The 24,878-nt window shown below is 41.7% G+C and carries 27 protein-coding genes, 2 pseudogenes and 1 riboswitch; of the genes and pseudogenes, 21 read left to right on the top strand and 8 right to left on the bottom strand.

Going from position 1 to position 24,878, the window contains the following annotated elements; genetic code table 11:
- The first annotated feature begins 94 nt into the window (after positions 1-94).
- The 7 genes and pseudogenes from kynU to CVD19_RS04865 all read left to right on the top strand — a co-directional run bounded on the left by kynU (position 95) and on the right by CVD19_RS04865 (position 5,573).
- Positions 95-1,381 (top strand): kynureninase, encoded by a 1,287-nt coding sequence (kynU, locus tag CVD19_RS04890; RefSeq protein ID WP_101580758.1) that lies wholly within the window; start codon positions 95-97, stop codon positions 1,379-1,381.
- A gap of 70 nt (positions 1,382-1,451) precedes the next feature.
- Positions 1,452-2,869, top strand: a pseudogene (locus CVD19_RS04885) (amino acid permease).
- Between the two features lie 30 nt (positions 2,870-2,899).
- Positions 2,900-3,757 (top strand): tryptophan 2,3-dioxygenase, encoded by an 858-nt coding sequence (kynA, locus tag CVD19_RS04880; RefSeq protein WP_101580757.1) that lies wholly within the window; start codon positions 2,900-2,902, stop codon positions 3,755-3,757.
- A gap of 127 nt (positions 3,758-3,884) precedes the next feature.
- Entirely contained in the window at positions 3,885-4,511 is a 627-nt protein-coding gene (gene kynB / locus CVD19_RS04875) for an arylformamidase (RefSeq protein ID WP_101580756.1), read from the top strand.
- A 271-nt stretch (positions 4,512-4,782) separates the two neighbouring features.
- Positions 4,783-5,028: an NAD-dependent epimerase/dehydratase family protein gene (locus CVD19_RS04870; RefSeq protein ID WP_101580755.1), complete on the top strand. Its 246-nt coding sequence runs from the start codon at positions 4,783-4,785 to the stop codon at positions 5,026-5,028.
- A 12-nt stretch (positions 5,029-5,040) separates the two neighbouring features.
- On the top strand, positions 5,041-5,238 hold the full coding sequence (locus CVD19_RS24195; RefSeq protein WP_142383503.1) for a hypothetical protein: 198 nt from the start codon (positions 5,041-5,043) through the stop codon (positions 5,236-5,238).
- A gap of 11 nt (positions 5,239-5,249) precedes the next feature.
- Positions 5,250-5,573 carry an NAD-dependent epimerase/dehydratase family protein gene (locus CVD19_RS04865; protein ID WP_142383502.1) on the top strand — a complete coding sequence of 108 codons (324 nt, stop codon included), beginning with the start codon at positions 5,250-5,252 and terminating at the stop codon, positions 5,571-5,573.
- A gap of 299 nt (positions 5,574-5,872) precedes the next feature.
- Here CVD19_RS04865 and CVD19_RS04860 read toward each other — a convergent pair whose 3' ends face one another.
- Complete coding sequence (locus tag CVD19_RS04860) at positions 5,873-6,628, bottom strand: NERD domain-containing protein (RefSeq protein ID WP_180953524.1); 756 nt, start codon at positions 6,626-6,628, stop codon at positions 5,873-5,875.
- A gap of 267 nt (positions 6,629-6,895) precedes the next feature.
- On the opposite strand from CVD19_RS04860, the gene CVD19_RS04855 reads away from it, so the two are divergent.
- The 3 genes from CVD19_RS04855 (at position 6,896) to CVD19_RS04850 (ending at position 9,587) form a co-directional block, all read left to right on the top strand.
- A complete protein-coding gene (locus CVD19_RS04855; protein ID WP_101580752.1) occupies positions 6,896-8,119 on the top strand; it encodes a YHYH domain-containing protein in 1,224 nt (407 codons plus the stop codon).
- Between the two features lie 12 nt (positions 8,120-8,131).
- Positions 8,132-8,296 carry a hypothetical protein gene (locus CVD19_RS24580; protein WP_180953523.1) on the top strand — a complete coding sequence of 55 codons (165 nt, stop codon included), beginning with the start codon at positions 8,132-8,134 and terminating at the stop codon, positions 8,294-8,296.
- 523 nt (positions 8,297-8,819) lie between these two features.
- The gene (locus CVD19_RS04850; RefSeq protein WP_101580751.1) at positions 8,820-9,587 is read left to right on the top strand and encodes an NAD-dependent protein deacylase; all 768 of its coding nucleotides are present in this window, start codon (positions 8,820-8,822) and stop codon (positions 9,585-9,587) included.
- 143 nt (positions 9,588-9,730) lie between these two features.
- On the opposite strand, the gene CVD19_RS04845 is transcribed toward CVD19_RS04850, so the two are convergent.
- Both CVD19_RS04845 and CVD19_RS04840 read right to left on the bottom strand, forming a co-directional pair.
- Positions 9,731-9,910: an H-type small acid-soluble spore protein gene (locus CVD19_RS04845; RefSeq protein WP_101580750.1), complete on the bottom strand. Its 180-nt coding sequence runs from the start codon at positions 9,908-9,910 to the stop codon at positions 9,731-9,733.
- Positions 9,911-10,189: 279 nt separating this feature from the next.
- The gene (locus CVD19_RS04840) at positions 10,190-11,221 is read right to left on the bottom strand and encodes an acyltransferase (protein ID WP_180953522.1); all 1,032 of its coding nucleotides are present in this window, start codon (positions 11,219-11,221) and stop codon (positions 10,190-10,192) included.
- Positions 11,222-11,696: 475 nt separating this feature from the next.
- Between CVD19_RS04840 and CVD19_RS04830 the strand changes: the two genes are divergently transcribed.
- Positions 11,697-12,374 carry a M50 family metallopeptidase gene (locus tag CVD19_RS04830; RefSeq protein WP_101580748.1) on the top strand — a complete coding sequence of 226 codons (678 nt, stop codon included), beginning with the start codon at positions 11,697-11,699 and terminating at the stop codon, positions 12,372-12,374.
- 118 nt (positions 12,375-12,492) lie between these two features.
- Here the strand turns inward: CVD19_RS04830 and CVD19_RS25145 are convergent, their stop codons facing one another.
- The 3 genes from CVD19_RS25145 to CVD19_RS04815 all read right to left on the bottom strand — a co-directional run bounded on the left by CVD19_RS25145 (position 12,493) and on the right by CVD19_RS04815 (position 13,154).
- Complete coding sequence (locus tag CVD19_RS25145) at positions 12,493-12,672, bottom strand: hypothetical protein (RefSeq protein WP_101580747.1); 180 nt, start codon at positions 12,670-12,672, stop codon at positions 12,493-12,495.
- Positions 12,662-12,889, bottom strand: a complete 228-nt coding sequence (locus CVD19_RS04820) for a hypothetical protein (protein WP_101580746.1) — start codon at positions 12,887-12,889, stop codon at positions 12,662-12,664. The genes CVD19_RS25145 and CVD19_RS04820 overlap by 11 nt, the downstream gene beginning before the upstream one ends.
- 64 nt (positions 12,890-12,953) lie before the next feature.
- Positions 12,954-13,154 (bottom strand): hypothetical protein, encoded by a 201-nt coding sequence (locus CVD19_RS04815; protein ID WP_101580745.1) that lies wholly within the window; start codon positions 13,152-13,154, stop codon positions 12,954-12,956.
- Positions 13,155-13,255: 101 nt separating this feature from the next.
- On the opposite strand from CVD19_RS04815, the gene CVD19_RS04810 reads away from it, so the two are divergent.
- The 9 genes from CVD19_RS04810 to CVD19_RS04780 all read left to right on the top strand — a co-directional run bounded on the left by CVD19_RS04810 (position 13,256) and on the right by CVD19_RS04780 (position 23,323).
- Entirely contained in the window at positions 13,256-13,825 is a 570-nt protein-coding gene (locus CVD19_RS04810) for an RNA polymerase sigma factor (protein WP_101580744.1), read from the top strand.
- Positions 13,822-14,868, top strand: coding sequence for a DUF4179 domain-containing protein (locus CVD19_RS04805; RefSeq protein ID WP_101580743.1), 1,047 nt, complete (start codon positions 13,822-13,824; stop codon positions 14,866-14,868). Before CVD19_RS04810 ends, CVD19_RS04805 begins: the two co-directional genes overlap by 4 nt.
- Positions 14,869-15,069: 201 nt before the next feature.
- The gene (locus CVD19_RS24575) at positions 15,070-15,243 is read left to right on the top strand and encodes a hypothetical protein (protein ID WP_180953521.1); all 174 of its coding nucleotides are present in this window, start codon (positions 15,070-15,072) and stop codon (positions 15,241-15,243) included.
- Positions 15,244-15,457: 214 nt separating this feature from the next.
- A riboswitch (cobalamin riboswitch) is annotated at positions 15,458-15,655 on the top strand.
- Between the two features lie 133 nt (positions 15,656-15,788).
- Complete coding sequence (locus CVD19_RS04800; protein WP_101580742.1) at positions 15,789-18,077, top strand: ribonucleoside-diphosphate reductase subunit alpha; 2,289 nt, start codon at positions 15,789-15,791, stop codon at positions 18,075-18,077.
- 37 nt (positions 18,078-18,114) lie between these two features.
- Positions 18,115-19,161 carry a ribonucleotide-diphosphate reductase subunit beta gene (locus CVD19_RS04795; protein ID WP_101580741.1) on the top strand — a complete coding sequence of 349 codons (1,047 nt, stop codon included), beginning with the start codon at positions 18,115-18,117 and terminating at the stop codon, positions 19,159-19,161.
- Positions 19,162-19,170: 9 nt separating this feature from the next.
- Positions 19,171-19,632, top strand: coding sequence for a flavodoxin domain-containing protein (locus CVD19_RS04790; RefSeq protein WP_101580740.1), 462 nt, complete (start codon positions 19,171-19,173; stop codon positions 19,630-19,632).
- A gap of 259 nt (positions 19,633-19,891) precedes the next feature.
- Positions 19,892-22,624: a PAS domain S-box protein gene (locus CVD19_RS04785; protein WP_101580739.1), complete on the top strand. Its 2,733-nt coding sequence runs from the start codon at positions 19,892-19,894 to the stop codon at positions 22,622-22,624.
- Positions 22,625-22,838: 214 nt separating this feature from the next.
- Positions 22,839-22,985, top strand: coding sequence for a hypothetical protein (locus CVD19_RS24570; protein WP_180953520.1), 147 nt, complete (start codon positions 22,839-22,841; stop codon positions 22,983-22,985).
- A 158-nt stretch (positions 22,986-23,143) separates the two neighbouring features.
- A complete protein-coding gene (locus tag CVD19_RS04780) occupies positions 23,144-23,323 on the top strand; it encodes a hypothetical protein (protein ID WP_101580738.1) in 180 nt (59 codons plus the stop codon).
- A 121-nt stretch (positions 23,324-23,444) separates the two neighbouring features.
- Here the strand turns inward: CVD19_RS04780 and CVD19_RS04775 are convergent, their stop codons facing one another.
- Positions 23,445-24,299 (bottom strand): manganese catalase family protein, encoded by an 855-nt coding sequence (locus CVD19_RS04775; protein WP_101580737.1) that lies wholly within the window; start codon positions 24,297-24,299, stop codon positions 23,445-23,447.
- Between the two features lie 186 nt (positions 24,300-24,485).
- Between CVD19_RS04775 and CVD19_RS04770 the strand changes: the two are divergent.
- A pseudogene (locus tag CVD19_RS04770) lies at positions 24,486-24,689 on the top strand (STAS domain-containing protein); the annotation flags it as partial.
- Here the strand turns inward: CVD19_RS04770 and CVD19_RS25140 are convergent.
- A partial coding sequence (locus CVD19_RS25140; protein ID WP_219620083.1) for a hypothetical protein occupies positions 24,682-24,878 on the bottom strand: 197 nt, incomplete at its 5' end. The pseudogene CVD19_RS04770 and the gene CVD19_RS25140 sit on opposite strands and share 8 nt — an antisense overlap.

Here is a 24,878-nt window from a genome sequence, read left to right as displayed (position 1 = left end):
TTTTGGAATATTCGGATTAAAGTTTGACGGCATGACTTTCTCTTTGCTACGATTTGGCTAGCAGTGCTTTATGAAAATTCTGAGGAGGAAGATGATGCAGACATATCCATTTGAGCCAACGCAGGAATTTGCCCGACAACTCGACCTGAATGACCAGCTTGCACACTTTCGAAATGAATTCTACGTACAGCCTGGTTCAATTTACCTGGATGGAAATTCACTAGGGCTTCTTTCGAAAAGGGCAGAAACGACGCTACTTAAAGTATTGGAAGATTGGAAAACACTTGGCATTGACGGCTGGATGAAAGGCAAATACCCGTGGTTCGGCCTGTCTGAAAAGCTAGGTGAGATGATGGCACCACTGGTCGGGGCAGACCCGGAAGAAGTAATCGTAACCGGTTCCACAACAGTCAATCTGCATCAACTGGCCGCCACATTCTACAAACCGGAGGGAAAACGTACGAAGATCCTGGCTGACGAGCTGAACTTCCCGTCCGATACTTATGCGTTGCAAAGCCAGCTGCACATGCACGGCTATGATCCTGACACTAATCTTGTCCGTGTGAAGAGCCGGGATGGGAGATTTTTAGATGAAGAAGACATCATCGCGGCGATGAGGGATGACATCGCGTTAGTCATCCTGCCGACGGTTCTATATCGAAGCGGACAAATTTTGGACATGAAACGGCTGGCAGAAGAGGCCCATAAGCGCAGCATCCTCATCGGATTTGACGCCTGCCATTCGATTGGTGCAATTCCTCATTCTTTTTCTGAATGGAAAGTGGATTTTGCCTATTGGTGCAACTATAAGCACTTGAACGGCGGGCCAGGGAGTGTTGCCGCTTTATATGTGAACCGCAGGCATTTCGGAACACGGGCAGGACTTGCCGGCTGGTTCGGTTCACGGAAGGATAAGCAGTTTGACATGGAGCATACACTTACAGCTGCGGAAACAGCTGGCGCCTATCAAATCGGTACACCCCACGTGTTAAGTCTTGCCCCACTGATTGGTTCACTTGAAATGTTTGCTGACGCAGGCATTGAAAACATCCGGCAAAAATCACTGCAAATCAACCAATATTTAATTGCTTTAATAGAGAATGAACTGGCAGGAATGGGCTTTTCTATCGGAAATCCCCGGGACGAGGCGCGGCGAGGCGGACACGTCAGCCTAGAGCATGCAGAGGCGGCCAGGATTTGCAAAGCATTAAAGGAAAAGGGTGTCGTACCAGACTTTCGCTCGCCTAATGTCGTTCGGCTTGCTCCGGTGGCGCTCTATACTTCATATGAGGAAGTGTGGAATGCTGTTCAAGTCCTAAAGCAAATCATGGTGGAAAAGCAGTTTGAAAAGTTTAAAAATGAACGGGGAGTTGTGGCATAAGGGAAAGAGTGCAGAGGGAGAACAAGGAGGCTCCTCAGCAATCCCACATAATGAAAAAGGGGAATGAGATATGGGAAATCCAATTATTCACGAGCAAGACAATGGCCTGAATCGTGATTTAAAAACAAACCAGCTGACAATGATTGCGATGGGGTGCGCAATCGGAACAGGGCTGTTTCTTGGCAGCGGCCTTGCCATTGGAACGGCAGGTCCGAGTGTGCTGATCAGTTATGCAATAGGGGCTTTCATCGTTTTGCTGCTGATGGGATGCCTTGCCGAAATGACAGTGGCACACCCTACTTCGGGTTCATTTGGGACAATTGCCGAAAGGTATATTAATCCTTACTCCGGCTTCATTGTCCGTTATTCTTACTGGGTCGCCAATGTCCTTGCAGTTGGTGTGGAGGTCAGCGCAATCGCTGTATATATGAAGTACTGGTTTCCAGATGTTCCAGGCATGGTATGGATCCTGTTATTCGCTGGGGTGTTGATATATATTAATGCCACGCATGTCAACACGTTTGCTACGTTCGAGTATTGGTTTTCGATGATTAAGATAAGCGCAATTGTGATATTCTTACTGCTTGGTACATATATTCTGTTCGGAGCGCCCGAGCAGCCTGGGATTGGAACTCAAAACCTGGTGAATGATGGTGGATTTTTGCCATTTGGCTGGTGGGGAATGTGGGTCGCTATTTTCATATCCCTGTTTAGTTTTTTAGGCACGGAAATGATCGCTGTGACTGCAGGGGAAGCGAAGGATCCTGACGTCGCAGTCCCCACGGCTCTGAAGGCTACGGTATTCCGCCTGACCACTTTTTACGTTTTGACAATGGCTATCATGCTGTGATGATTGCTCCGTGGAAATCAGCTGGTGTCGATAAAAGCCCGTTCGTTAAAGTCATGGAAATCTTGAATATTGCAGGAGCTTCCGGGATCGTCAATTTTATTGTGCTTACAGCCGCCTTGTCAGCAATGAATAGTCAGCTGTACGCCTCCACCCGTATGATGTTTACATTATCTCGCAGTAAATACGCACCTGCTTTTTTCGGAAAGGTAAACAAGAAAAAGGTGCCGGTAAGGGCGCTTGCCATATCGACGCTGGGCATTTTTGTAGCTGCCGCGGTAACTGCAATGGTCCCAGAATCGTCCTATGCGGTCATGATGGGTGTTTCGATGTTCGGTGCAATATTCACGTGGCTTATGGTATTTGTGTCGCATTTATTTTTCAGGCGAAAATGGGAGAAATCGGGCGGACGGAAATTGCCTGTCAGGATGATCGGATTCCCATACTTGACCATATTAGGAGCCCTGCTGTTGCTTAGCCTCATCATTTCTACCTGGTTCACGAATTTCAAGATATTGCTCCAATTCGGAATACCATGGCTTGTGATCCTTTCGATAGCCTACTTTATATGGAAAAAGAAAAACGCTGTCTATCACGTGTCGAATGATGAGTCCATTTTTTCAGAAGTAAAAATTGATTAATAGAAGCAGTCCTAGGAAAGGAGTATGCCTATGGGGAACATCAATAATGAAGAACCAAAGGAAACAGCTAGTCTGGAGAAGAGCATACATACGGACTTCCAAAAGGAAATGTCTTACGGCAGCTATCTCCAGCTTGATAAAATATTAACCAGCCAACAGCGAATATCTGCCCACCATGACGAGATGTTGTTCATCATTATCCACCAGACCAGTGAGCTATGGATGAAGCTTATCATCCATGAATTGGCTGAGGCTATTGATTGCATTCGCCGTGATGAACTGGAGCCATCCTTTAAGATGCTCTCGCGTGTATCAAAAATACAGCAGCAATTGATTCAGTCATGGAACGTACTGTCAACACTGACCCCTTCAGAATATATGGAATTCCGGGATAAGCTTGGCCATTCGTCCGGTTTTCAGTCGTATCAAAACCGCCTGATTGAATTCGCGCTGGGCCAAAAAAATGGGCATACATTATCAGTATACACGCATGACCCTGAGCTTCATGGACTGCTGATGATGGGACTGCACGAGCCGAGCATCTATGATGTGTCAATCAAGGCGCTGGCAGTCCGGGGCCTGCCTGTTGACAAAGAAGTTCTTGACAGAGATTGGTCACAGGCATATCAACCGAACAGCAGTGTAGAACAGGCATGGCTAACCGTATATCGGAATGTCGACCAATACTGGGATTTGTACGAATTGGCCGAAAAGCTATTGGACATTGGAAGCCAGCAGCAATTATGGCGCTTTAACCATATGAGCACTGTCGAACGCATCATCGGCCTTAAACAGGGGACAGGCGGCTCCTCAGGAGTGACCTATTTGAAAAAAGTGCTGGACCACCGCTTTTTCCCCGAATTGTGGAGCTTAAGGACAAAGCTTTGAAGGATGTTGACGGTTCTTATGCTTCTCTTATTAATGTTAAAACCCGTTAATCTATGGCAGCATTCACATTCCACTGCACCGGGCAATCTATGCTGCGCAGAACAACGCTCAAGGGAGGTTAGAACAAATGAGTTCATGGATCGATATTTCACAGAGGCTGGATGACAGAATTGCTGTCTGGCCGGGGGATGCGCCGTTTAACTACAAGGTGAGCTGGAGCAAGCAGGACAGCGGATCTGTCAATGTTGGCCAAATTTCAATGAGTGTCCATACTGGCACGCATATTGATGCGCCTTTTCATTTTGAAGATGATGGCAAACGGGTAATCGATCTGAACGTAAATTTGTATATTGGTCCGGCACGGATCATACATATTCCCAATACAGCCTGTTTGGGTGTCAATCAATTAGAAGAATTAAACCTAAAAGGAGTCAAACGGCTTCTCATTCGTACAGGAGCATGGCAGGACCGAAGCGTTTTCCCGGAATCAATACCTTTTGTTGAACCGGGTTTGGCAGATTATCTTGCCAGGGCAGGTGTTCAGCTTCTCGGACTTGATTTGCCTTCCGTTGATCCTCTGGAAAGCAAGGAACTGCCTGCCCATCATGAATTGGCACGATGCGGGATTCATATACTGGAAGGACTTGTCCTCGACAACATAGAACCTGGAGATTACGAACTAGCAGCACTGCCGCTCCCGCTTGTAGAAGCAGATGGAAGTCCGGTACGTGCAGTTGTGCGTAAGGTAGAGTGACAGGTAGCCTATTTTATAAGGTCTGCAAAACGAGTACATCTTTCAAAAACGCCCAGTATCGGGCGTTTTTCTGCTAATCGCTATCAGTAAATTATTTTGTTGGAGCAGTGCTCGAAGTTAACAAGATAGATAATTACTAAAAAATATAAGGGGACCGTATCTTCGGACGTACAACAATCGTTAATAAGATATATCGAAGTGACTAACAGCCACGACATGGACTTTGCAGCATATCAGGTAAGGTAGTGAATATCTTAAGGGAGTGAGTCAGATGAAAGTATTGGTTATAGGCGGTACTAGATTTATAGGCCGATTTGTGGTCGATCAGCTTTTGGAGAGGGGACACAATGTCGCCTTATTTCATCGGCGAAATCATAAGACCGGTCAGCCTGTACAAAATATTTATGGTGATAGAAAAAATCTTTACAATTATAAGGATAAATTCATGAATTTAAATCCGGATGTTATTCTGGATATGATACCAATGACAATCGACGATGCCAAGGAACTGTTGTAAGTTGCCAGCAGATTGACGAAGAGTATAGTGGCTCTAAGCAGCATGTACGTGTATAAGTCGTTTGGAAGGATTGTAGGAACTGAGAAAAGTGACCCTGAGAATGAAATCATTACTGAAGCTTCTGAGGTGCGCGGAAATCTCTTTATCTTTCAACATGTAGAAGCAAGGGGAAAATACGAAAAGATTCTCTATGAGCAAGAGAACTATTAAATCATCCAGACATCCAGTCTACGATACTAAGGCTTCCTGTGGTTTATGGTACATTTAATTATCATCACAGGGCATTGGAATATATTCAACGGATGAAAGATAACCGGCCCGTGATTATCCTTGACGAGGGCTATGGTAATTGGAAATGGACAAAAGGGTATGTTGAGAATATTGCAGCTGGAATCGTAAAAGCAGTTGAAACTCCACTTCGTGATTCCAAGATTTATAATATTGGAAAAACAGAAACACCAACCAATAAGAAATGGATTGAGGATATAGGCAAAGTGTACTATGGATGGCATGGCCAGGTCTCAAAGTTAACAAAGAATTTCTAGATGACTCGCAAGTGGTAAATATAAATACTGACCCGCTTATTCGCAAAGACTGGGATACATAGAGAAGGTTCTATGAAACTTCCTCAGAAAAACAATCCAGTGGGAGTTGAAAAATAGTTTAAAAGGGGGGACAGTATGATTACACCAAAGAGGATGAAGTACTCCGTAAATTAAAACAGTTAAAGTAGGGTTATACTTGCATCGCAACTTAGCTAAAATAAAAATCTCCGGTACCTTATTATGGCGCCGGAGATTTTTATTTAGAAACAAGTATGAGGTACATTTGCATGATAGTTGTGTCATGCAGTAAACCGGCATTTTGGAAAACTGCTGCAACCCTTGAATTCTCCTTTTCTTCCTTTTCTCGAAACAAGTGCGCTCCCACAACGGGGACAGATATTGCTTAACACTTTACTGTTTTTAACCTTCATATCGTTCTTAATGTCAGCGATATGCTTTTTGCTGAGCTCTTTTTGCGTCTTCTTATCTTTTACATAAAGCACGGAAAGGAGCTGTTTTATTTTGTGCCGCTTAAAGTTTGAAACAGTTTCACCAGCACCGCCTTCATCTTCGATTGTTGAGAGGAGATCTCCCATTTTAATAACTGTTGCTTTTTTAAAAGGTTCTTTAAACTTCAAAGTAGCTTGCTTGCTGAAAACAATAATGGAATGAACGGGAACATCATTTAAAATATCTCCAAGATATTCCTTTAGAGCTTTAATATGGCCTACGTTTTGCCAGATTGGGTTATAGAGCTTGTCCTGTCTCTTGTAATTATGCTGAGTCCAGTACTGGCTGTATTCTGAACCAGTAATCCATCCTTTATAGTTTTTTGTTTCAATGACAAATAAACCTTTATGGGAAACCAGAACGTGATCGATTTGGGTGGTTTGTCCGTTTTCTTTAGGTATATATAAATCATTGAGCAGAATGTACTTGGTGTCATCCAGGTTATTTAATAGATTTGAAACTTGCTTTTCTCCGAATCTACCTCTAATTGTAGGGTAGTTTAATTTCACATACCAAGACAAAGCAATCATTACTGCAAGAAACAAATACCAGCCCATTGTATTAATACCTCCAATGAAAATATTTCCATCAATTTAATAATAACATATTTCCACAGCGAAAAATGGAAATGTTCACCATTATTTTCATATGTATTCTTAGTGGAGGATCAAATTGCATTGCAAAAAACAAAGTAAAACCTTGTTTTTACTATTTTTTATTGTAATAAAAAGGAAAACATGTAACAATTATTAGTATAAGTCATAATTTTCAGATAAAAAGACATTTTAAAGAAATACAAGGGGGAGAACCAATTGAAAAAGCTAGTTGCATGGCTGGTGTTTTTGCTAATTTTATCAGTTGGAATGTCAGCATATGCGCATGGAGGGAGAACGGATTCAAGCGGGGGACACAATTGTGGACCGTCAGCAAAAGCGAAAGGGCTGTGTACAGGCTACCACTATCATAATGGGGGAGGAACGTCATCGGGTGGATCTTCTTCAGGTTCAACGCCACAGTCCACTCCATCACAATCAAATGACAAGGATTGCACCGACTTTGCCTCATACGACGAGGTCGTGGCGTACTGGAATGCGAAAGGCTACACTGCAGATTATGACCCGGAAAGGCTGGATGGGTGGGGGAATAAAGTGGACGACGGGATTCCTTGTGAAGCCGGCGGGTATGACACAGCAAAATTAAATGGAAGCCAAGCTCAAATTGCCGCAAAAACCGCAAGCCAGGACAAAGCAAAAGGTGAAAAGGAAGGGTACGCAGCCGGAAAAGAAGCAGGATATCATGGTCAGTCCAATTCTGTGGACACAACCGGCTCTGACGCTTATAAAGAAGGATTTAACACGGGATTCCAAAAAGGATGGGAAGAAGGAGCCCAAAAGCTAAAAGCTGAAAAAGAAACAGCTGACAAAGCCGGGTACCAACTAGGACAAAAACAAGACCAAATCGTAATCCCAAAAGAGTATGAACAAAACGATTCTGTGAAAGCCTCCTATGAAGAAGGATTCAAAAGAGCAGTTAGTGAACGGGATGCCGCACAAAAGGAAGAGTTTTCTAAAAAGGGGTATGAAGAAGGAAAGAATGACGTACATAATGTACCAACAGATGTGAAAGAAGAATACGCTAAGGCATACGAAGAAGGATATCAGAAAGGGCAAAGTGAACTAAAAGAAATGTATGTTAAGCAAGGATATGAAGCCGCTTTTACCATGTTAGAATACGAGGCTCCAAAGCTTGGTAACGTAAAGCTGGTAGGCTGGTACAAAGAAGGATTCGAGTCCAATAAAGAAATTAAAAAGATTGCTGCGGCCGCTTTCAGCATGGGTCTTGCAGGAGAAACATATCAAGTACCAAGTAAATACAAAATAGCTGAGCCGATCTTTAAACATAATTTTCAACTGGGCATGAAAGATTACGAGAAACAACAAGCGGAAACCAACCAACAAGCAGCTGCAGGAGGAGTAGTTCTTCTATTAGCCTGGTTGGGTCGCCGTTTTTATGTAGCAAAAAAGATGGTCAGTTAAGGGGGAAGAATGATGGGATTATATCAGACAATTTGCCATAAAGTAGAAAATGCTTTTGTTAAAGTTCTCACCCGAAAGCAAGAGCCAGAACAAGTAAAAATAAAAGTGCAAACATACCGAATGCACAAGGAACAACATAAGATTCACAAAAAAGGGAATCGACAGGTTAATGCTTAAAAAGGAAATGAACAAGAGAAGAATTAGACAAATGGGTGTGCTTCTAACAGGGCACCTTTTTTATATACTCTTGTTCGTTTTTTCGGAACAACGAAAAATGCAGATGTGGTAATTAATTAAAGAAATGGAATACGTCTACGCGGGGATAAAAAACTTCAGCCGGTGTACAATGTTGAAGCTTCGGAAGAGCTTTTTCAGGACGTAAAGAGAGATAATCAATAAAAGGCATTTGCATTCGCTGTTCGATATAGTCCATATATTCAAGAATCCAATTTGATCATTTATTCTATTTTTTTATTTTTTCTGTCCAACTATTTAATTTTGTAATCCAGTAGATTCCATAGTGGTTTTTTAAAAATAAACGGGTTCGCAAGCGGTTGTGTTTTTCAGAAGAAAATCGTCAGTGTATATAGATCTTTGGTGTGAAGTGTATAATAATATTAGTATTCCCAGAAGATGACAGCCCGAGACAATCTTGCTAATCATAGGGTTAACAGTTTTAAATTCGTTAGGAGTATGCATAATGAGACATAAAACGATAGATGAAGTTACTGAAATCATCAAAAATTCCAAATACATAGTCGTATTAACTGGTGCCGGCATCAGCACTGAATCAGGCATCAAGGATTTCCGCTCAAAAACCGGGATTTATCAAATGGCACCTGAATACATACTTTCCATCGACTACTTTTATGAGAAGCCTAAAGATTTTTACGAATTTGCATTGGAGAATCTTTACCATCCTAATGCGGCGCCGAATCTAGGACATCAAGTCCTTGCGAAATGGGAAAGAGAAGGACGTATCTCCCGGATCATTACCCAGAATATTGATGCGCTCCATCAAAAGGCGGGCAGTGAGAACGTAATTGAATTTCATGGCACAATGACGACCGCATCCTGCATGAATTGCGGGCAAAAGTACTCAACTGAGGAAATGGTCCAACGCTATAATAAAATGGAAGAATTTTATGTATGCGACAACTGTACTTCTGAAAATAAAGAAGACCGTTACATAAAACCTGATGTAGTTTTATTCGGTGATACAGGTGACTGGTTCACAGTTGAAGGATTTAATACCATCATTAATACAATCAACCAGGCTGACTGTGTCTTAGTGTTGGGGACCAGTTTAAAAGTGACTCCATTCTCAACATTTCCACAATATCGCAACGAGGACACTCCTCTTATCATAATTAACATCGGGGATACTCCTTACGATTATTCACCAAATACATATGTCGTTCAAGAATCGATTGGTGAAACGTTGAGAGCGATAGATGAGCGATTATAAATTTGCATGTTAATCTAAGCGTCACATCACTGGCAATATATTTGTTTTTTTATAAATCCAGCATAGGGGGCTGTCCGTTTAACGGCATCCTCTTTTTGTTTGTTCTAGTTACTGCGCCATGCATTATTTCAATAGTTGATGGTTCAAGTTTCTTCCAAGCTATCAATCGCAACAAGCCGGCTGTGATCGTGGTTGCCCCGCGGCTGTACAACAGCCATTCCTGATTTTTCATCGATACTTTGCAGCCAAACAGGCACACCGTGGCAGTGCACGGATACTTCATCTTCTGATGAAAGTATTTGTTTTACGCGACTAATGTCCATTAATCTTCACCTCTGCCACTATTTTCCCCCGATGGATCTTTCTTTATGAATCAATACGAGGCACAAGCTAGGGGAAAAAAGTAAAAATAAAATAAATAGATTATTTATCCACCAGGTACCTTGCACACAATACTATGTGGTCATTTTAGCCAGGGTGATAAAAATGAATTTAAGTGATTGGATAACGCAGGTACGACGGGGAATTATAGAGTATTGTGTTCTCACGTTGGTAGGCGATAAGCCCTGGCATGGATACGATCATGATACAATTGTATCCACTCAGGCTTCTTTTATTCTTCCCCGCAATTTACTCCGCAAATATTTGAATAGATTATACACACCATACGATATTATAAAGACAAACAATGAATACACAAGGTGCCACAAGAAACTTTTTGATAAATGAATGCCCATTGCGTTAAAAGCAAGATTCGCTATATTGATGATAAAAACATGGATAACGTAAATACTTAAAGACTTGGCACCAATTTTAGTCAGCCACAAATCCTTTCCAAATTGCTTGTTATTTAGTACAAAGATAAACAGAAACGTTGTGAGAAAAATAGTCGAAATAAAGTATTCTCCGTGGCTGCCTGATAATGCCTTATCTAAAAAAAATCCCTCGGCCACTTGAAGTAGAGAAAACGCGCACAGGAACAATAAATTGATTTTACTATCCATTCTCCACAATTTCGTTGATTTTATATGATCTGCAAAGAAAAACCCTAAAGTTATATAAAACAATCCAAGAAACATTGCATCTCGTGTACTTATCGGTATCTTGAAGAACATCGAGTAAGATTGCCCGAACAGACCTATCAGGTTTAAAACAAGGCTGATTATCAGCAGTATGTTTATTTTGTTGAATCTAAAGAAAAGAAACAGAAAAATAATGCCCCAAATCAAGGCTGTTAAAAACCACAAATGGTATCCGCTTGTGGGCCCACCGCCGTAATACAACACATTTAAGATCGTAAATCCATCAAAATACTTCGCTAACTCCTGTGTCACATTTTTTTGCATAAAAAGAATGATAATTACATCATAAACCGTATAGAAAAATAGCCACAGAAAGTAAATTTTGACAATTTTAACAACATATTTTTTAAAGTACGTAAACGATTTTTCATAATTTATTATCTTTACTCCGAACAAAAAACCCGAAGCAACAAAAAAAAACGGTACAGCAAACCTTGAAAGTGTATCTATAATGAAAAATCCCATCACTCTGTCCGCTGGAAAAGTATGAATCACCACTACAGCAAAAATCGCAAAAAACTTCATAAAGTCAACCGCATAATTTCGTTCCATCAATGAACTCCTTCGCTCCACTGCCATCCATGGGGATGAATCACTTATATTATTGACAGGAATATCATATAAATTTCCTTGTTATATACAAAGGCATGCTAGTAAGCTCAAGGTAGTGTAAAGATTGGGCACATGCTCCTGAGCTGCTTATAAAATGAGAAACTTTAGAGTCATATTACTGCTTTTAGCACGGAATGAAATGAAACCATTGTATAATTTAATCGTACTTAGTAAAGAGAGGGAGGCCGATCCATTGTTTACCATAAAACCGAGCTGTTCCGTTTGTGGGAATGATATTGCAGGTAAAGAAAAGTTATACGAAAAATGAGATACCCATACATAAAAGGATTTACTGAAATAAAAGCTTACATCCAGAATGAAGGGAAAATCATTGGCAGCGGATGCGTTTTAATTTAGGAAAAAAAAGATGAAAATTGATGGCTTGTCCTAATACAAATGAAAAGGGGAATATCATTTGAATGAATCAAAAGGGAAAGTAAGTGGAAAATTTATTTTGTGTATCGGAATAGCGATCTTTCTTACCTATGTTCCTATCTTAGGCAGTTATGTGGGTGTGATCAATACGGTTATTCACGAGTCAGGCCATGCTTTTATGGCTCTTTTAGGAGGCAACGTCCATGAGATTCAGCTGTTCATGAATACTGAAGGAGTCACCTATTCGAGACATACTTCCTGGATCAGCGCATTTTTCACAGGGCTTGCCGGATATACATTTTCTTCGTTCATTGCATTTGTCTCAATTTGGCTGATTAGCAAACAAAAATATAAGTCACTGATTTTTATCCTGCTTGCATTCATTGCTTTGAATCTAATATTTTGGGTTCGTAATTTCTACGGTCTTTTCTGGCTTGGATCGTTTGGGGCGGGCTTTTTGCTTTTGTTGTATAAAGGCCACCCAACCCTGGTAAAATACGCGTTGCTTTTAATCGCTTGCATACTATTAGTCGAGTCGTTCACTTCCTCGTTTGAGATCATGGTTTTAAGTTTTATGCAGCCGCAATCTGCAGGAGATGCCACCGTATTGTCTAAAGCGTCATTATTTATACCGGCACAGCTGTGGGGCATGTTTTTCCTTTTGCAGGCGGTGTTATTTTTATTAATTGGATGGCGTAAGAAGATTTTTAGGGTTTAGTAGTCAAAATTTTAATAATTCCAAAATAAGAGTGATGGCAATTAAGGAAACAACTTTTATAAAAACCGGAACTTATAAAAAATAGCACCCTTACAGGTGCGATTTCAGAAAGAAAAGGTCACGTCAACTTATTTGGGTTCACAATTTTGATTGAAAGGACTTCTCCACAGGCGGTGCAGTATGTATATATTTTTTCGGAACCGACTGTTAATTTTCTATTTAAGGGGCGGAGATTAATATAATCACTCCCTTGAGCAAAAGAAGTTCCACCACATTCAGGGCATTTTTTATCCAACATCAACTTTCATCACTCCTTTATTTTTAATACGTTTACAGAAATAAAAAAGTTTCATGAAAACTGCATTACTGTGGAATGGTGACATCACTAATGCCCATTTCACTTGCTCAGCAATGAAAGATATCGGAAACGCTTCCTTGAATTCGTTTTGAATGTGTTTACGCTGTTCTTGTATTTCTTCCTTGTTTACACGGTTAGCAAATGCACTGTAACCCAAACGACTCCACCGTTCCTTTTTACTCCCCCCAGCGCAAGATCCTCATGATCATCGCTTACTCGACTCAACCGATTGTATTCTTCTCCCCGTCCGGCAGTGTCTTCTGCGGAATCGGAAAAGCCCCCGCGTTCTCGGTATTATTTTCTGTGGTCCTTAATTCTTTTTCACTTAAATCACTGGATGGGTGACGGGCATCGACCGCTGCTTCAAAACAAGCGGTCTGCCGTTTTTTTGCTTTTTCTACCGGATAAACAAGGGTAATCAATAATGAAAACCGTTTTGCAAAAAAAATATTTAAAAGTGAAACTTTTTCTTCCGCTTCTACGGCTTAGGTGTAGAAAAAGATAAAGGAGTGACATTCTGGCAATGTCTATTGAGAAAGAACTGATAAATAGGTGCAGGGAGGGCGACGGCGGGGCGTTCAGTGAATTGGTTGAACCGTACTTGAACAGTGCCTACAGAACGGCGTTTGTAATTCTTAAATCAAAGGAGCACGCTGAGGATGCATTACAAAATGCCTTGATAAACGCTTATACAGCTATCATGGAACATAAGGAAATCAGGAATTTTAAACCATGGTTCCATAGACTTGTCTACAGTAGGTCGATTGATATCGTTAGAAAATTGGTTGGATTAAGAATGATTTCTATTGAGGAAGACTCAAGCGTATTTACTGATCCAGCCTCTGTGTCCATCCAGGGTAATCTGGAAAGGAAGGAACAAAATGAACAGATTCTTCAATCCATCCTGGCCCTTAAACCGGAACAGCGGATTCCAATTTTCCTATTCTATTATCACGATTTATCCATTGCAGAGATATCAAAATTGCTTGGTGAAAATGAAAATACCATCAAGACTCGAATGACCCGTGGACGAAAAAAACTGGCTGGGTTGCTGAACTTTAATCATAATGTGCTGGAGGTATCCTGGAAATGAAAGTCAATGAGGCGAGATTTAAAGAAGTGATCGATACGATTGAAGTACCGGATTCTATCAGGGAATTCACGAATAATATTCCGCAGTTATATAAAGAAGGCAACCTGTCAGCGGGGAATGATTCCGGTAAGGTGAAACCAATAAGCAGGACGAAAAGGAAATGGTTCTTGCCTGGAGCAGCAGCAATTGCAGCGGCTTGCATATTGGGAAGCGGGTTCATTTCCCCTACGGTTGCCAATGTGCTGCAAAGAGTCCCATTCCTTGAGATGGTTTATGATGAAGGAATTTCTCCTTTTTACGGATTTTCAGACGCGTCACATGAGAATATGACTACGAAAATAAATGAAACCGTTCAGGATAATGGAGTCAGGATGACCCTTAATGAAGCGGTGTATGATGGTATCCGTTTAGGATTAAGCTATACTATTGAAGTTGATAAGGACTTGGAGAGTATTGGCACCAGGCTAGTGGGTAAAGACCTTGGCGTCAGTTTTACCTTCAATGAAAAGAAACCGGAAAACTGGGGATATAACTGGGAAAGTAGAAAAGTAGGTCCAAACACGTTTGTCGCAGTCCAGTCCATCCCTTACGTAAAACAGTTTGGTGAAAAGGATTTGAATGTCAGTATCCATTTTACATCCCTTGGAGAAGAGAATAATGAAGGTAAAATAATTAAGGGTGATTGGGTCTTTAAACACATTCCAATTAAAAAATTAGATACGAAACTGATCGAGCCGAACAAAATCGTAACTACAGAAAATATAACATTGCAAATAGCGAAAATCCAAATCTCCCCGTTAACAACACAAATTACTTTTGACCAGTCGAGATCGAAGGCAAAAAAATATTCAATAGTTGTAAAGGACGATAAAGGTAATCAACTTGAAATGAAAAATACGACAAGAAGTGCTAATCCATTAGAAACACCTGTGTATGAAACTGAATTTAAAACCATTGACCATGATACAACTTTCCTTGATGTTAAGGTCATTAATGACAAAAATAAAGACGAAACTGCAGAGATCAGAATTCCGGTTAAATAACCACCAGTTAACACTCAATATAAACAATTTAAGGAATCCTGCCCTCAGTGGCAGGATTTTTTAGTAAGACTATTGTCGTAAGGAAAATACCTCCAGAGTACAATGCTCTCCTCCTGTTTAAAGCCTAAAATAAGAACAAGGGAATGTACAGGAAGACTTATTGCATTTTTTGGAAACCAGCACAAGAAGGGAGAGGTACACATGATGCGGCGGAAACATTTTCTGAACCAGACAGAGAAAAAGAGGGTAAAGGCATTGAAAATCAAGCTGCTCTCTGTAGAGACTGTACAGGCTGAGCTGTGGATTCGGGAGAGAATCAACAAGATATACTTGCAGGCAAAGGAGAGATTCTACAAGAAAAACAAAATATCTTAATAGACTCATATTTTTGAGCGAATCATTTACAACATGAAATCGACAAAAATTTTTCCGGTCGAGAAAGCAGTAATCATGCGAGTTTGAACCGGCAGTAACGCGAAAATTGTATAAAAATGCATAAAAATGCTTGAAATGCTAAGTCGGATGAATTACAATTTAATTCAACAGCACAACATATCGTGTTGTTTTCTTCGCGATAAACTACATATTGTGTTTCGCCTTGAGTCAGGATGCCGTCAGGCTTAATTGGGAATCCGGTGTGAACCCGGAGCTGCCCCCGCAACTGTAAATGCAGACGAAATGAGCAAACCACTGTATAAGCGAGCTTATGTAATAGGCACTTATACGGGAAGGGCTCAAAGTAGGTAGATGCATGAGTCAGGAGACCTGTCCAAACTTGAGATGTTTCACTTCTTCGGGGATTGGGAAGATGGAACGGTGGCGCCAGAGGGAAGCAGGCATTCCGTGCTTTCATTTGATGTTATCGTTTCATCCGCTCATGCTACCTTGAGCGGATTTTTTATTTATAAGGAGGATTTTACATGAAGACAGAGGTTCAGTCAGAACAAAGCTATGTTATTGAAGTAATCAAAGAGGCTGCGAAGAAATACGGCCTGGACGCGCAAAATCTTATCAAACGCATCAAGGATCTGAATGGTCCAGAACAGGAAGCAAATCAGCAGGCTTTATTTTATTCGTTGAACCAGATCGCAATGGACCAGCCCGATTGGACCTTCGTTGCTGCACACTTGTACCTGAATGAATTATATGAGAAGGCGGCTGCGAACCGTGGATATTCAAGTTCTTTAAAATATGGGGATTTTAATAGTTTGATAAAGAGACTTACAGAAAAAGGAATCTATTCCGGTGAACTCCTGGGCTCTTATAATAAAGCTGAAATTGGGGAACTAGGAAAAGAAATCGATGCAGGACGGGATTATTTATTTAATTATATAGGATTATTTTTGCTTGCAGACAGGTATCTTGCAATGGACCACGACCGCAATCTTTATGAACTTCCGCAGGAACGCTTTATGATTATCGCGATGACGATCATGAAAAACGAAAACAGGCCGGCACGGCTCGAACTTGTAAAGGAAGCATATTGGGCTCTAAGCAATTTGTATATGACCGTCGCAACTCCGACGTTGTCGAATGCAGGGAAAAGCTTCGGGCAGCTGTCGTCGTGTTTTATCGATACAGTAGATGACTCTCTTGACTGCATTTATTTGAATAACTGGGATATTGCCAGGCTCAGCAAGGGTGGCGGGGGCATCGGAATTTATTACGGCAAGGTCCGCGCCCTCGGTTCAGACATAAAACGGTTCAAAGGCAATTCTTCAGGGGTTGTGCCATGGATCAGACTGATCAACGACACCGCGGTCAGTGTCGACCAGCTCGGGCAAAGGCAGGGGGCGATCGCGATTTACCTTGACCTGTTCCACAAGGATATCATGAACGGATTCCTTGATTTAAAAACGAATAACGGGGATGAACGCCGAAAAGCGCATGATATCTTCACAGGGGTCACTGTTCCTGACTTATTTATGCAAAAACTGCAGGAAGTGGATGAATCCGGGAGAAGCATCGGGGAATGGCATACATTCTGTCCTCACCAGATTAAACAGGTCATGGGCTGGAAGGATGAGAACGGAAACGCACTGGGGCTGGAAGATTTTTATGATGAAACAGATAAAAAATACTTCACGGAAAAATATGAGGAGGCCGTCAGCCATCCGCTTCTGCCGCGGAAAACTTACCGGGCAATGGACATCATGGCCCGCATTATGGTTGCACAATTGGAAACAGGAACGCCTTATATGTTTTACCGTGATGAAGTGAACCGGCAAAATCCGAACAAGCACCTGACAGGAAGAGGCAGGACTTCGATTTACTGCAGCAATTTATGTACGGAAATCGCCCAGAATATGTCGGCGACAACGATTGTCAATGAATACCGTGACGAAGATGGGAATATCGTCATCGTACGCAAGCCGGGTGATTTCGTTATATGCAACCTATCTTCCATCAATCTTGCTAAGGCTGTGCCGGCGAAGGTACTGGAACGCCTGATCCGGATCCAGGTAAGGATGCTCGACAATGTAATTGACCTGAATACTATATCAGTCGGCCAGGCAGAAACGACAAACAAGAAATACAGGGCTGTCGGGCTGGGAACGTTCGGCTGGCACCATTTGCTTGCGCTTGAAAAAATCCATTGGGAGTCCGAGGAAGCTGTAGAATATGCGGATAGCCTGTATGAGGACATTGCCTATTTTACAATCAGTTCTTCCATGGAAATAGCCCGGGAAAAAGGCGTATATAGCCAGTTCAAAGGATCCGAGTGGGAAACCGGCCTGTATTTCGAGCGCAGGGATTACCGCTCTGAGCGATGGCTTCAGTTGAAAGATGAGATCGCTGAACATGGCATACGCAACGGCTGGCTGATGGCAGTCGCCCCTAATTCATCAACCGCGAAAATCGGCGGTTCGACAGATGGAATCGATCCAATTTATTCGGTTGAATATGCTGAAGAAAAGAAGAACTTTAAATTTAAGGTGACGGCTCCTGACTTGACCCATGTAACATATGAGTATTACCGGAGAGCGAGGCATGAACTGGACCAGCGCTGGAGCATCAGGCAGAACGCTGCCCGCCAGCGCCATATAGACCAGGCAATCAGCTTCAATTTATACGTCCGCCACGACATCAAAGCGAAGGATTTGCTTGAGCTCCATATGGAAGCATGGAAGCAGCGCCTTAAAACAACATACTATGTCCGGAGCACGTCCCAGGCTGAAATAGAGGAGTGCGAGGCCTGCCATAGCTAAACTTCAGGCACCAATTACACACAGGAGGCAATATTACATGAATGTCAATGCACCAATAACGAAGATCAAGCTGTTGAACCCTGAATCACCCAATAAATCAACAGGAATAATTGGCGGCAAATCATCTGGGCTGCTTAATTGGAATGACATAGCATACCCACAGATGTACGATTTGTACCAGACACTGCTTTCAAACTTCTGGAAGGCGCAGGAGATCAATATGCAGGATGACATCAAACAATGGGACTTCCTGACACCGGCCGAGCAGGATGTCTTCCTGAGGATCAACACGCAATTGGCTTCGCTGGACAGCCTGCAGACACCGACGATGTACCAGGTGATGGATTATGTCACTGATTCCAGCTTTAAAGCGATTTTTGCGGTCATTTCCCAGCAGGAGGCAGTCCACAACGAATCATATTCTTACATATTGAGTTCACTCGTGCCTTTAAGTGAACAAAACAGACGGTTTGTTCAAGCCAAAGACGACCCGATAGTCCGAAAACGCAATCAGCTCATTTTAGATGCGTATGAAAGCTTCAGGGAAAATCCTACTCCACTGAACCTTTTTAAACTGGCTGTGAATTCAATCAACCTTGAAGGGATTTATTTTTATGCCGGCTTTGCCTTTTTCTACAATCTGGCGCGTCAGCAAAAAATGCTTAAGACCAGTACGATGATCAGCTATATCCAGAGGGATGAAATGCAGCATGCGTATTTTATGGCTCAGTTTATTCGGATTCTTTTGACGGAAAACCCCGAGCTGAACACAGAAGAGAACGTTGCTTATGTCTACAAAACTTTAGACGCTGCAATACAGCTCGAAAAAGAATGGGCGAATGTCATTTTAAAGGACATTGAAGGTATTGACCTTACAGAATTCGGGGAGTACCTTGAGTACCTGGCAAACAAACGCTTCAGGCAGCTTGGATTGCAGAATGTCTATAAGGACAGGGACAATCCAATGCCATGGATCCATGTTTTCAGTGATGAAATGATCAACGACACAAAATCGGATTTCTTTGAACAGAAGTCAAGGACGTATTCAAAAGTGACCCAGTCCAATGGCTTCGATGAATTATAGGCCGATGAAATGATAATTGCGTTAGTATATACATCCGTGACAGGCAACACAAAGGAACTCGCCGATATCCTGCATCAGATATTTCGAGGCGAGAAGGCAGAGGCCCCTGTTTTCAATGTTGAACAATTTCCGATACCGCACCTGACATGTTTTGATGCGGTCATCATTTGCACATACACATGGGGGAATGGTAACATCCCCCATGAAATGGCCCCACTTTATCAAGCATTCGAGGAGCAGGATGTAAAGAATATCGTAACGGGGGTTGCCGGGACGGGCGACCATTTCTACCCGGAATTTTGCGGGGCAGTTGACGATTTCAGGGATATGCTTTATGTACATACAAATTTGGCTGCAACCTTGAAGATAGAGCTGCTGCCGCAAGCAGCAGACATCGAACGCTGCCGCAAGTTTGTAGCAGCTGTCATGAAACGCCTGAGAGTAACCCTCCATGAAACACCAGGACGATAAGAAGCGATGCGCTATGTCATGGTCCTCATATATTTTAGCAGGTGGCTGTTCAAAACCCCAACCGACTCAATGAACGCAAGGATTAGTAAATCACCTCATTAAATTAAACTATCTAAGGCCGCTTCTTGCGGTCTTTTTTTTATCTGGTAGAAGGATGCATTCTTTATCTATTTAATTGTCATTCCCACATTCATGCAAATTATTATATAATAGTTTTACAAATATTTTGCAAATTAATGTTACTATCGGGGGATTTCGGATGAATACGAGCAGTGACGTGTTTTCCTTTAAATACGATGACAGCCCAACACCTATAATAGTCTTCAACAAGAACAGTGAAGTCACGTATGCGAACGACCTCGCATGTACCGTGCTGGGATGCTCAAAAGAATTTATATTGAGTGGACTAATATCAGATTTGATATATCACGAGGATATTAGCCTTTTTAATGAATCTCTTGGAAAAATACTGGTAAAACAAGGATTATCCACTCTTGAAATTCGGGCAGGCAGGCGTGAAAAACCAATTTGGCTTAAAATGAATGCCCGCTATACGAAAGTACATAATGAAGGATCGGTTGTCTTCAGCTTTGAGGACATTACCAGACAAAAACAGACCCATTCCTTATTGGAAATAAAGAAGACAGTCTTGAAAATGATTGTGAAACGAGAATCACTCGCTGATATTTTGGAAGAGATATCGGTAAAAATGGAAGAATATTTTGGGATAAAAACATATTGTTCCATTCTTTTCCTTGGCAAAGATAAACGTAGAATAGATACAGTCATTGCTCCTAATTTGCCGAAAGCATATTATGACTTTGCGATGAATCTGGAGATTGGGCCCGAGGTGGGATCATGCGGGACAGCCATGTTCAAAGGTGAAACGGTCATTACTCCGGATATTGCCAACAACCCATTGTGGACCAATTTTCGTGAGTTCCCATTGGAATGTGGTTTACGTTCCTGCTGGTCAGTCCCGATTTTCCTGGACGAAGAAGTGGTCGGTTCTTTTGCTGTTTATCATCCATTCCCAGCAAGCCCTTCGGAAAATGAAGTAAAGATGGTTGAACGCTGCGCAGACCTGGTTGGGCTTGCAGTCGAACGTGACCAAGTCGAAGAACGAATGATACAAGAACATGAGAGGAGGTTCAGGATTTTTATTGACGCTCTTCCAGATATCGTTATTTTAAAGGATGAAGAGGGCCGCTGGCTTGAGGTTAACCAGGCTGCAATCGATAAATTATCACTTCAAAATACATACAGATCCGGTTTAAACACAAAAGATTTCCTGGAATTATATCCCAATGCAAGGAATCATTTGATTAATACTGAAATTAGCCATATTGAAGACGTGCAGACCGAAAGCCCTGTCCGTTTTGAATCAATACTGCCGATGGTGGACGGCAAGGAACTGGCGCTCGATCTTATGAAGGTGCCGCTGACCCATGAACAGGACCTTCCTAAAAGGATATGTGTCATTGGCCGTGATATCACTGAAAACAAAAGGGCTGAGCGCTTGTTAAAAGTAAGTCAGCAAAAATATAAATCCTTATTCCAACAAAGCCCCAATGCCATTTTTACAATGGATTTAGAGGGCAATCTGCTTGATATTAATGGTCCCTTCGAGAAGATCTTGGGTTATTCTATAGAAGCCTTAGGTCAATCATTTATACCTGTTGTGGACTTGGATTACCGGGATATTACGAAGAACCATTTTTTACAAGCAGTTGAGGGTTCACCACAGACTTATGAAACAGTCGCAATACATAAAAATGGGGAGAAAATCTATCTCGATATCAAGAATGTGCCGATTGTGGTAGACGGTGAAGTGGTCGGAGTCTACGGAATTGCCGATGATATATCGTGCCGCAAAAAAGCTGTCGAAGAATTAAGACAAACTAAAGAATTGATGGAATCGTTGTTTCATCACAGTGGAGATTGTATATTAATTGTGCATTTCGATGGGACAATACAGAATATCAATCCAGCTGTTAAAACCATGTTTGGATTTGAGCCGGAAGAGGCAATCGGAAAAAAGGTCCAACAATTTTTGCCTGACGAAATCAAAGCGGACTTCGAACAAGTTATTGAACATATTCAAGAAGGGACAAACGTAATCAGAGCCGAAAACATTCTTAGAAAAAAATGTGGCGAAGCAGTCGAAGTAAGTGCTACCTTTTCTTCGTTGCGTGATAATCAGGGAAAGTTAATAGGACTGACCATTTTCACGAGTGATATTAGTGAGAGAAAGAAAACTTATGAGCTCCTGCGAAGATCGGACAAGTTATCTGTCATTGGCCAGTTAGCGGCCGCAGTCGCCCATGAAATCCGGAATCCGCTTACTTCAATAAAGGGGTTCATCCAGCTTTTCCAGAACCGGATAAAGAAGGAATACATAGACCTAATGCTGTCAGAACTGCAACGTGTTGACGGCATTGTCACAGAATTTTTATCACTGGCGAAACCTCAGGTTAATGCATTCAATGATCATGATATTGAAACGATTATAAGCAAGACTTTATCAATCCTTGAATCCCAGGCCATATACAATAAAATTGATATTCTTTCGTCAGTTGAGCATGCCATCCCGGCGATATTCTGTGACGAACATAAAATAAAACAAGTACTGATAAATATCTTAAAGAATGCGATTGAGGCAATGCCGGATGGAGGAAAGATTGAGATCTCTACAAAGATTCATGACGATTCTCATGTTCTAATCGAAATAAAAGATGAGGGCTGTGGCATACCTGAAGAGAAAATCCCATTATTGGGTGAACCTTTTTACTCAAGCAAAGAGAAGGGCACAGGATTGGGGTTAATGGTGTGTTTTAAGATTATTGAGGAACATAACGGCAAAATTGAAATAGAAAGCGAACTTGGAGCAGGAACAACCTTTTCAATTTTTCTTCCCCTTGCCTATAAGTCACAGCGGGTGGGTGAAATGGAAACAAACCCTACTGGACATGCAAACCTCCTGTGTCGCTAATCTTACACACAGTGTTAGATACCTGGATAAATGCAGATTTGTTGGAGTTGCAAAGGCAACTCTTATTTTTTGGTCATTTGATTCATGGAAAACTAACATTGATCAATGATTCAATAACAAACAAATGTGATGAGATTTGGATTGATGATGGATATTCGGCTTTTATAATATTTTCTTCAATTTTCATCCATCCTATTATGAGGAGGTGAAACGAATGTCAAACCGAAGAGAGACTGATCAATTGAACCAGCGGGGGGACATTACTGGACCCCCCGAACAGGAACAAAACAGTTTCCCAATACGACCACAGCATGTATCAATACAGCAAAAACCTGCCAGGGTACCGAGAGGAAGACAATAATTCGGTAAGGCCCGGGTCGCGGATTGGTGGGCTCTTTTTGAGTTTTTCACATTAAAATTAAATAATAATGCAAAAGGTTGCAATCCTTTTCATTGCCTTATTCTCCCTGTCATGTTATCCAATTTACTTGGCACCTTATTAGTAGGAGGTGAGTAGCCATGGCAGATGCGAATGGTGTACTGAGACCTATCGAGGGGACAACCTTTCATCGCGAGCTGACTTTAAGCAATGAAGAATTAGATAGATTCCAGATGGGAATGGATGCTAATTCATTTTTGAATGTTGTTGGTTTGAACCATGATCTATTGGCAATCAATCGTGAAAACTTCCTGCGTTAACAGAAAGAGCAGCCCTTTGGTTGCTCTTTTCAAATTTTTTGTATCTATCTACCAACGGTATCAAAAATGCCAAACCACCCAGCCGGCAGTACTGTGAGTGATTTGGCGTTTCTGATACGGTTCATTTTGTCAAGTCATTTAAGCCAGGGCTGTGCTCATTTGGCATCTCGGGAAGATAGGGGACCGGGTATCCGGCAGGAGGGTCTGTCAGGACTAATTCATTGCTGCTTCTGCTTGGAGACTCTCCCTTAAAAATTTCACCAATAAGTGTATTATCAAGCCTGAAATTAAATTGAGCATGATGGAAGCCCATATCTACATATTTCTTGCATTCAGGGTATTTATTGATGTCGTAATTCGGGATTGGGAAGATCTTGCCCCAATCGACACCAAGGGTTTCAAGGGCCTTTGCAAAGGCATTTTGATGGGCGTTATCCCTTACGATCAGGAAAGCGAGCGTTTCCCTGAAGGTTTTATTGCTGCTCATTTCATAAATTCTTGTTTTCTGGAGGACACCTGTTGATTCCAGGACGATATTATCCAGTAGGTCACTGATTAAATTTCCATGACTGTACACGTAGTTGCCGAGCCATGGATTACCATTGGCATCTTCAGGAAGGGAAGCCTGGGCTCCAATAATGAAGTGATGTGGTATCGCATGCTTGACCGCCTCGTCAAGAGGTGCCCCGTCCGCACCAGCATTTCCAGCCTGTTCCTCTCCAGACCCATTCAACAGCATATTGATGGTAGTTTGGACAAGTTCCACATGAGCGATTTCTTCGACGAATATCCCGCGCAGCAAATCCCGGAAAGGCTTTGCTTTACCACGGAAGTTGGAGCTTTGAAAGAAATATTGCATCATTGTCCTCATTTCACCAAAGCGTCCGCCCAGAATTTCCTGCATTACCTTTGCAGCCTGGGGGTCCGGATTATCCGGGACAATAATGTTGATTAAATCTTCTTTATAAAAATACATTTGTCGCACTCCTATTGGTTGGATTTTATTTACATAGATAGAATTCGAATTAGGAATTAATTTAATTCATGGTAATTAATAACGAATCGATGTAGCAGTTTTTTAAATGGAAATTTGTTTAAGCTGTTGGATCTATGGGCAAAGACAGTATTTGCGGTCATTAAATAAAAACAAATATCAAGACAGGATTTATCAGGAGTACCAATCGTTGATACTATAGTTGCAAAACAGATTTTTCAGGTCATTAAGGCGCTCAAGTTATTAGGAGTGAACGCCGTTATAACCGGGATACGTCCGGAAATTGCGCAAACAATGGTGGCTTTAGGACTGGATTTTCATGCGATAAAAGCCTACGCCATTTTGCGGCAGGCCTTGAATGATTTTAAATGAAAAAAAGCGGTGTTTTGCCGAGACTGCTGAAAATATAAGCCTTTAAATTTACTGCAATGAAATTAAAAAGATTAGGGGATGAGTTTGAACTTTCCCTAATCTTTTTTTCGTATTTTACGTTTTGAGGGTGGGTAAAATGGGTTATTATTGACCCATTATCGTGATAATTCGTTTCATGTTCACTACGAA

This window comes from Bacillus sp. T33-2 (assembly GCF_002860205.1).
Classification (GTDB): Bacteria; Bacillota; Bacilli; order Bacillales; family Cytobacillaceae; genus T33-2.
Note: the sequence above shows the minus strand (reverse complement) of the source record. Positions and strands in the feature narration are given on the sequence as shown.